Origin of the sequence: Mycobacterium sp., assembly GCF_032159765.1 — a bacterium.
In the GTDB taxonomy this organism is placed as follows: domain Bacteria; phylum Actinomycetota; class Actinomycetes; order Mycobacteriales; family Mycobacteriaceae; genus Mycobacterium.
Window position 1 is genome coordinate 19,566 of record NZ_JAVHWM010000043.1, and the last position, 8,031, is coordinate 27,596.

Annotated in this window: 7 protein-coding genes; 2 read left to right on the forward strand and 5 right to left on the reverse strand. The window is 66.0% G+C overall.

Annotated elements, in window-relative coordinates; all coding sequences use genetic code 11:
* The first annotated feature begins 60 nt into the window (after positions 1-60).
* Together QOH60_RS04895 and QOH60_RS04900 are read left to right on the forward strand one after the other, a co-directional pair.
* Positions 61-1,266 (forward strand): serine hydrolase domain-containing protein, encoded by a 1,206-nt coding sequence (locus QOH60_RS04895; RefSeq protein WP_526417684.1) that lies wholly within the window; start codon positions 61-63, stop codon positions 1,264-1,266.
* Complete coding sequence (locus QOH60_RS04900) at positions 1,267-2,133, forward strand: hypothetical protein (protein WP_526417686.1); 867 nt, start codon at positions 1,267-1,269, stop codon at positions 2,131-2,133.
* Positions 2,134-2,149: 16 nt separating this feature from the next.
* Here QOH60_RS04900 and QOH60_RS04905 read toward each other — a convergent pair whose 3' ends face one another.
* From QOH60_RS04905 to QOH60_RS04925, 5 genes are all read right to left on the reverse strand, one after another.
* Positions 2,150-4,861, reverse strand: a complete 2,712-nt coding sequence (locus QOH60_RS04905; RefSeq protein WP_526417688.1) for a fumarate reductase/succinate dehydrogenase flavoprotein subunit — start codon at positions 4,859-4,861, stop codon at positions 2,150-2,152.
* Positions 4,861-5,613 (reverse strand): ABC transporter ATP-binding protein, encoded by a 753-nt coding sequence (locus QOH60_RS04910; protein WP_526417690.1) that lies wholly within the window; start codon positions 5,611-5,613, stop codon positions 4,861-4,863. The genes QOH60_RS04905 and QOH60_RS04910 overlap by 1 nt, the downstream gene beginning before the upstream one ends.
* Positions 5,610-6,473, reverse strand: a complete 864-nt coding sequence (locus QOH60_RS04915) for an ABC transporter permease (protein WP_526417692.1) — start codon at positions 6,471-6,473, stop codon at positions 5,610-5,612. Before QOH60_RS04915 ends, QOH60_RS04910 begins: the two co-directional genes overlap by 4 nt.
* Positions 6,470-7,900, reverse strand: a complete 1,431-nt coding sequence (locus QOH60_RS04920; protein WP_526417694.1) for an ABC transporter substrate-binding protein — start codon at positions 7,898-7,900, stop codon at positions 6,470-6,472. Before QOH60_RS04920 ends, QOH60_RS04915 begins: the two co-directional genes overlap by 4 nt.
* 12 nt (positions 7,901-7,912) lie before the next feature.
* The coding region (locus tag QOH60_RS04925) for a 4Fe-4S binding protein (protein ID WP_526417700.1) at positions 7,913-8,031 on the reverse strand (119 nt) is incomplete at its 5' end.

The following is an 8,031-nucleotide window of genomic DNA, read 5'->3' on the forward strand; positions in this document are numbered from 1 at the left end:
TTTGGACTGTCGCTGACAGGTCACAGCCGGGCGCGCGGCGGCGCTGATAACGTCGGGGCGATGCACCTCGACAGCAACCAGGCCTCGATCCGCGAAGCGGTCGACGGCGGTGCGCTCTCCGGTGCGGTGACCATGGTCTGGCAGCGCGGAGAAGTGCTGCAGCTCAACGAGTTAGGATATCGCGACGTCGAAGCCCGGACACCGATGCAGCGCGACACGATTTTCCGGATCGCGTCGATGAGCAAGCCGATCACTACCGCCGCGGCGATGATGCTCGTCGACGAGGGCAAGGTGGCGCTCGATGATCCGGTCACCCGGTGGCTGCCCGAGTTCGCCGAGATGCGGGTTCTCGACGATCACCGTGGCCGGCTGGACAAGACGAGCCCGGCGCAGCGGCCGATCACCGTCGACGATCTGCTCACCCACCGCAGCGGCCTGGCCTATGCGTTCTCGGTCACCGGGCCGCTGGCCCAGGCCTACCTGCGTCTTCCGCTGCGCCAGCATCCGGATCGGTGGCTCGCCGAGCTTGCGGAATTGCCTCTGGTCAGCCAGCCCGGCGAGCGGATGACCTACAGCCACGCCACCGAAGTGCTGGGCATCATCCTGTCGCGGATCGACGGCAAGGACCTTCACGAGGTGCTGGCTGAGCGAATCTTCGAACCGCTGGGGATGCGCGACACCGGGTTCTTCGTCACTCCCGAGGGTCGGCGCCGGACGGCAACGATGTACACGCTGGATCAAGACGGCCAGCTCAGCCACGACAAGATCGGGCCGCCGCGGATCACCCCACCGCCTTTCTGCCAGGGCGGCGGTGGACTGTTCTCCACCGTCGACGACTACCTGGTATTCGCGAGAATGCTGCTGGCCGACGGTGAGGTCGACGGAACGCGGATGCTGTCGAGCGATTCCGTGCGCCTGATGCGGACCAACCGGCTGACCGACGAACAGATGCGGCAGCCGTTCCTCGGCTCGCCTTACTGGGTGGGCCGAGGATTCGGGTTGGGGCTGTCGGTCGTGACGGATCCTGCGAAGTCGCGGCCGCTGTTCGGACCGGGCGGTGTTGGCACCTTCGGTTGGCCGGGCGCGTTCGGCACGTGGTGGCAGGCCGACCCGACGGTCGAGCGGATCCTGATCTATCTGGTGCAGAACCATCCGACGATGGAGACCGACGCGGCCGCAGCGGTCGCCGGGAACACGTCGCAGGCGAGGCTAACGGCTGCACTGCCCAAGTTCGTGCGGCGCACCTACGATGCCCTGGAATCTTGAGTGACAGAGGAATTGCGCGAACCGCAGCACGAGGACGTCCCCGGGCAGGTCGGACCGGAGGAGACCTCCGAACGCCGGCTCACGGGCTGGCAGCGTGCGCTGCGCTGGATAGCGTGGCTGACCTTCCTCGGGCCGGCGATCGTGAACTCCCAGCGAACCTCGTTTTCCGGGTTGGAGTGGCTTGCGCTGGCCGCCGCCATCGGGATCAGCATCTGGTGTATGGCAAAACCGCTGGGACCACCCAAGTACGAGCTGACCGAGCCGGTTCACGTTCGCGGTGAGTTCTCCTCCCAAACCAGTTGGGGCCTGGTGATATTCGGGGCGATCCTGACGGTCGGCGGCGTCGCGGCAACAGGGCCGATCGTCTACGACTTGTCGACGGGGAGAGCGACATTCGGTGAGGTGGTGCACGACATCGGCCGCTTCATCGTCGGCTGGTTTGTCGAGATCTTCACCCGCGGCACGTATGACGCCGAGCTCGAAAAAACCCACGCGTACGCACTTTTTCTGTTGCTGGTCCCGGGCCTGCTTCTGCTGTGGTACAACCTCATTCCGTTCTTCAACCGCGGCGAGGTATGGCGGGAGGAGCCTGACGGCTCGGTGTCGGTGAAGCACGCGAACACGTGGACCCCATTGCTCGAGTACGAGTTCGCCACATCCGCAGCGAACGGTACGACGATCACGTTCACCCCGGTGCCGGACACCGCAGTTGCGCCGGCGGTGCTGCCCCAAATGCGGGTTTTCTCACGCGATTACGGAACGCGGCTGAAGAGCACGCTGTCCGCGGAGTTCTTTCGGCAGCGACTCGGCCGCCGCGGATTTGCCGTCGAGGGCACCGGCAGCGCGTTCACCGCGCGGCGAACGTAGGGGTTGGTCGGCGCCCTCAGCACGCGGATGCCATCGCCCGACGGGCGTAAGCGCGGACATCCGCGTCGCGGTCGTCGAGCGCGGTACTCAGGGCGCGCTGCGCATCGTCTTCGGTTGCCGCCCAACGGGTCAGGCTCAGGACGGCAGCTTTGCGCACATCGAGGTGTGGGTCATTCAGCGCTCGGGTCAACGCGGGCACCGCCACCTCCGGCGTCGCGCCGGACAGTGCGCGTGCCGCGCCCTCGCGGATCTGCCACGCCGGTTCCGACAATGCCTTCTCGACCGCGGGAACGTCGCCATCGTCGAAACCGACTGAACCGAGCGCCGCCAGCGCGGCCGCACGCACCAACGGATCCCCGTCGCCGACGAGGCGTCGAACCACCTGCACACCCGCCTGCAGCGTCGCCAATCCGTTCGCCGCGGCGATCCGGACTTCCCGGTTCTCGTCGGCGGCCGCGAGTGCGACGCCGTGAGAATCATCGACCGACACCAGCGCGCGAACCGCTTCGGTTCGCACCCGATGGTCGTCGTCGGCCAAGGCACGCCGGAACGCCTTGGCACCCCCCACTCGTCGTGAGCTCACCACGTAAACGGCAGCGGCCCGGACCCAGGCATCGGCCGACGATAGTTGTGCCGCAATGCCTTCCGGCCGGGATAGCACCTCGACGAGCTCGCGGAAGCCGTCGGCGGCAGCGCGCCGAACACCGGCGTCGCGATCAGCGAGCGCGGTCAGCAGCGCCGGCTCGTATCCGTCGGGCAGATTTTCGACGAGCGTCGCGACGGCCGTACGGCGCACGCCGTTGTCTGGATCCGCCAGGTATTGCGTCAGTTCATCAAGGGCGGGTGACTCCAACGCCAGCACTTCGGCGATCCGCGGAGAGGGGGGCGGCGCGGTCGAGTCCTGGGGCACCCGGGACCGTTGGGAGCCGGGCGCCTGGCCGCTGGCAAGTGGTGGCTGCTCGACCCGCACCGGCGGGTGAGACGACGGCACGTGATCGAAGCCTGGCACTGGCACGAAGTACGGCGCGACCGGGCGTTTGACGAACTCCATGGACCCGTCGCCGCCCTTACGCAGGTTCAGGTGGTAGTTCCACCGCTCGTCGTCGCGGTCAGGTAGATCGGCGCGCTCGTGGTAGAGACCCCATCGAGATTCACTGCGGGTCAGCGACGCCCGCGCGGCCATCTCGGCGCAATCGCGAATGAACGCCACCTCGACTGCCCGCATCAGCTCGTGGGGTGTCCGCGCCCCGATCTCTGCGACCTCGTCGCGCATGCGCTCGAACGTCTGCACCGCTATCGACAGCTTCGCAGCTGTTTTCGGCGGCGCCACATAGTCGTTGACAAACCTACGTAACTTGTACTCGACCTGCGGCTGTGGCGGGCCGTCGGGATGGCGCAGCGCCCGGTAGATCAGCTCATGCGCATCCCGCAGCTGATCGGTTGGCAAGGACCCGGGCGCGTCGACCTCAGATAATGTTGACGCCGCATGCTCTCCGGCGAGATCCCCGTACACAAATGCGCCGATCATGTAGTTGTGCGGCACGCAGGCCATATCGCCCGCCGCATACAGCCCGGGCACTGTCGTGCGCGCGTGCTCGTCGACCCACACTCCTGACGCAGAATGGCCACTGCACAAACCGATTTCGGAGATGTGCATCTCGACGTCATGGGTGCGGTAGTCGTGCCCGCGGTTCGCATGGAAGGTGCCCCGCGTCGGCCGCTCGGTGGTGTGCAAGATGTTCTCCAGCGCGGTCAGCGTCTCATCCGGCAGATGAGATAACTTCAGATAGATTGGGCCGCGCGCGGATTCGATCTCCTCCTTGACCTCGGCCATCATCTGACCCGACCAGTAGTCCGAGTCGACGAACCGCTCCCCCTGCGCGTTCACTTGATACCCGCCGAAGGGATTGGCCACGTACGCGCAAGCCGGGCCGTTGTAGTCCTTGATCAACGGATTGACCTGGAAGCACTCGATGCCCGAGAGCTCCGCACCCGCGTGGTACGCCATCGAGTAGCCATCGCCTGCGTTGGTGGGATTCTCGTAGGTGCCATAGAGATATCCCGACGCCGGCAGGCCGAGGCGTCCGCACGCGCCCGCCGCGAGAACCACCGCCTTCGCGGCTACTGCGACGAATTCACCTGTCCGCGTGTTGAACCCGGCGGCTCCAACAGCTCGACCAAAGCCTTTCCCGTCGCTTCGCTCGCCCTGGCAGTCCGTCAGCACCCTCACTGGCATCACGCGGTTTTCGATGCGGATCTTCTCGCGCATCGTGCGTTGCCGCAGCACGCGGTAGAGGGCCTTCTTGATGTCCTTGCCCTCCGGCATCGGAAGCACGTACGAACCGGATCGATGCACCCGCCGGACCGCGTACTCGCCGTGCTCGTCCTTCTCGAATTTCACGCCGTAGCGCTCGAGACGCTGCACCATCGCGAATCCTCGGGTCGCGGTCTGGTACACGGTGCGCTGGTTGACGATTCCGTCGTTGGCCCGGGTGATTTCCGCGACGTAGTCCTCCGGGTTCGCCTTGCCTGGGATCACCGCATTGTTGACGCCGTCCATGCCCATCGCCAGCGCACCGGAGTGGCGCACGTGCGCCTTGTCGAGCAACAGCACCTGCGCGCCATGTTCCGCGGCCGTCAGCGCCGCCATGATTCCGGCGGTTCCGCCGCCGATCACGAGAACGTCGCAGTCGAGCCGGGTCGGATCGGAAGGGTCAGGAGGGTGCATCAGATGGCCGAGTGATCTAAAGCTGCAAGAATTCTGGGCTTGAGCTCCTCGCGCTGCGCGAGCTCACCGGTACGCGGGTTCGGCACGTCGATCAGTGTTCGCAGCGCGCCGTCGCGATCCATCACGGCGACCCGGTCGCCGAGCGCCACGGCTTCGTCGACATCGTGGGTGACGAACACGATCGTCGTCGGGTGCGCCTCCCACGTCGCGATCAGCAGTCGTTGCATTGCTTGGCGGGTCTGGCTGTCGAGTGCTCCGAACGGCTCGTCCATCAGCACAGCGCGAGGAGCGCCCGCCAATCCGCGGGCCAGTTGCACACGCTGGCGCATGCCGCCCGAGAGCCTTTTCGGGAGGTAATCGGCGAACCCGTCGAGGCCGACTTCGGCGATCCACCGATCCGCACGCGCCCGGCGGCTGGCACGGGGCTCACCGCGCAGCCTCAACGCGAGCTCGATGTTGGACCTGACGCTGCGCCACGGCAACAGAGCGCTGTCCTGGAATATCATTCCGCGGTCGCGCGATGTCGTGACGACCTCGGCGCCGTCGGCCAGCACGCGACCGGTCGCAGGCGACAATAGCCCGGCGAACGCCCGCAGCACCGTCGACTTCCCGCAGCCCGATGGGCCGGTCAGGACCAGGATCTCACCGGGCTCGACCGCCAGACTCAGACCGTCGACCACCGGAGATCCGTTGTACGACAACTGCACACCGTCGAGTTCCAGACGCATGCCGACGGCGACCGTTGCGGTCATCGGACCGTCTCCTCGCCTCTGGGCAGCCATCGCGTCGCGCGCCGTCCGAGCACCTCTACGGCCGCGGCGGTGGTGAAGCCAAGCACGCCGATCGTGATGATCCCGACGAACACAGCCGGGTATGCGAGCACCGTGTACGCCTGCCAGGTGCGATACCCCACGCCTAGGCGTCCCGAGATCATCTCCGCGGAAACGACACAGATCCACGCGACGCCCATCCCCACCGACAGACCGCCGAACAGGCCGGGAAGGATGCCTGGCAGCACCACCTGGCGCAACACATCCCACCGACCGCCGCCGAGCGTGCGCACCGAGTCCTCCCAGATCGTCGGCAGCGCACGGACGGCGTGGCGTGTACTCACCATGATCGGGAAGTAGGCGGCCAGGCAAGTGATGAAGACGATGCCGGCCTCATCGGTGGGAAACATCAGGATCGCCACCGGCACAAGGGCGATCGCGGGAATGGGTCGTGCCAGCTCGGTGAGCGGCCCGAACGTGTCGGCGAACAGCGTCGACCGGCCGAGCATGATCCCGGTCACGACCCCGACGACCGCAGCCAACCCGAAGCCCGTGAGGATCCTGATCAGCGATTGCCCGAGGTCCAGCCAGTAGTCATCGGTGCCAACCTTTTTGGCTAAGGCAGACGCGATCTCGGTGACGGTCGGCAGCGTGTCGAACCGGACCCAGAGTCGAACGTGGTTGGCCGTCAGGAGTTGCCAGACGCCGACCGCGGGCACGATCGACGCGAGCCGGAGCAACCGGCGCGACCACACTGTTCCCGACCGATGCCGAACAGGCGGCCGCTCCACCGGCACGTACGCCTCCACCGAGGCGGGGACGGTCGCGTCGATGGTCGTCATACGACGCCTGCGACCGCTTGCTGGTAATCGACCGACGTACTACTCGGGTGTGCCGCGAGGTAGCGCTTCGCTGCGGCAGTCGTGCTGAACGGCAAATAGTTCTGGCCGTCACGGACCCAGGCGGCGTGGTCGGCGAACCACCTGGTGCCCAACTCGGTGTCGGGCACGTATGCCGCTCTCACTGTCGCACCACGGCCGGTCGCGTCACGGACCGCCCGCAGCAAGCACGTCGGGTTCGCCGCCGGCTGCGTCTTGTCCGAACCGCTCACCCAAACCTCGCTGGCCAGTGCCGGATCGGTGACGGGCGTGTTGCACACCGGGTCTGTTCCGCCGACCGCCGACGGGTTGGCAGTCGCCGCCTTCGCCGTGTTGTAGTCCACGTTCCGCGCCTTGAATGCGGCCTGCAGCGGACCTTCCTGGACGAACTGATCGATGTCGAGATCTGCGAAGTCGCCGATCGACTTCAGGTACGTCACGTCGTCTTTCAACGCTGCGACGAGCGACGGCTTGAGCGTCGTGTCGAACGACGACGTGCCGCCGGGCCCGTTGTACAGGTACACGACCTCCTGCTGAAGCCCGGCACCCTGCGCGACGATCTCGGCTGCCTTCAGCGGCTGCTGGCGGATGAAGTCCGTGGCATCGAGCTGCGCTTGCAGGAACGCGTCGAGCACTTCGGGATGTTGCTTGGCGTAGTCGCGACGGACGACGACGCCGTGGAACGTGGGCACGTTCAGCTCGGCCCCGTCATAGAGCAGTTTGGCCTTGTTCTGATAGACCAATAGCCCGGGCCAAGCGACGAACTGCGAAAGTGCCTGCACTTGACCGGCTTCCAGTGCGGACCCACCGACCTGCGGCTGCTGGTTGAGCACCTCGACACCGGTCCTGGGGTCGACACCGGCTCGCTGCAGAGCCTGAACCAACATGCCGTGGCCCGCCGAACCGACACTGGCCGAGATCTTCTGGCCCTTGAGATCCGCCAGCACCGCTGCGGTTGAATCAGGCTTGACGACAACGCCGTTCAACCCGCCCTTGGCGTTGTAGCCGGTGACCGAGACCAGTTCGGTCTTGGCTTTTTCGTTGGCCTGCGTCTTCGAGCCGTTGATGAGCAGCGGATAGTCACCCATCGAGCCGATGTCGATCTTCTCGGCGACCATCTGCGCGGTGATCGGTGCGCCGGTGTCGTAATCCTGCCATTGCACGTTGTACTTGGTTCCCGTGCGTGCGGTGATGTCGGCGAGCCGCTTCTCCAGATAACCCTGTGCCTTGAGCAGTGTGCCAGCGGTGACGGTGTTGATGGTCTTCGACTGGTAGCCGATGACGACGTTCACGGCGTCTGATGAATTCGACTGTGAATCAAGGGAGCAACCGGTTGCGGCCAGGGCGATCACGGCCGCACTAGCGGCGAGACGAAAGAGTGGTCTTTTCATGTCGGGGGTCCTTTAGCGGATGAGATAGGGCATGTTGACGGTGACCGCGCCGGTGGGGCATCGAGCCGCGCACGGCCCGCAGTACCAGCACTCGTCGACGTGCATGTAGGCCTTGCCGGTGTCCGGGTTGA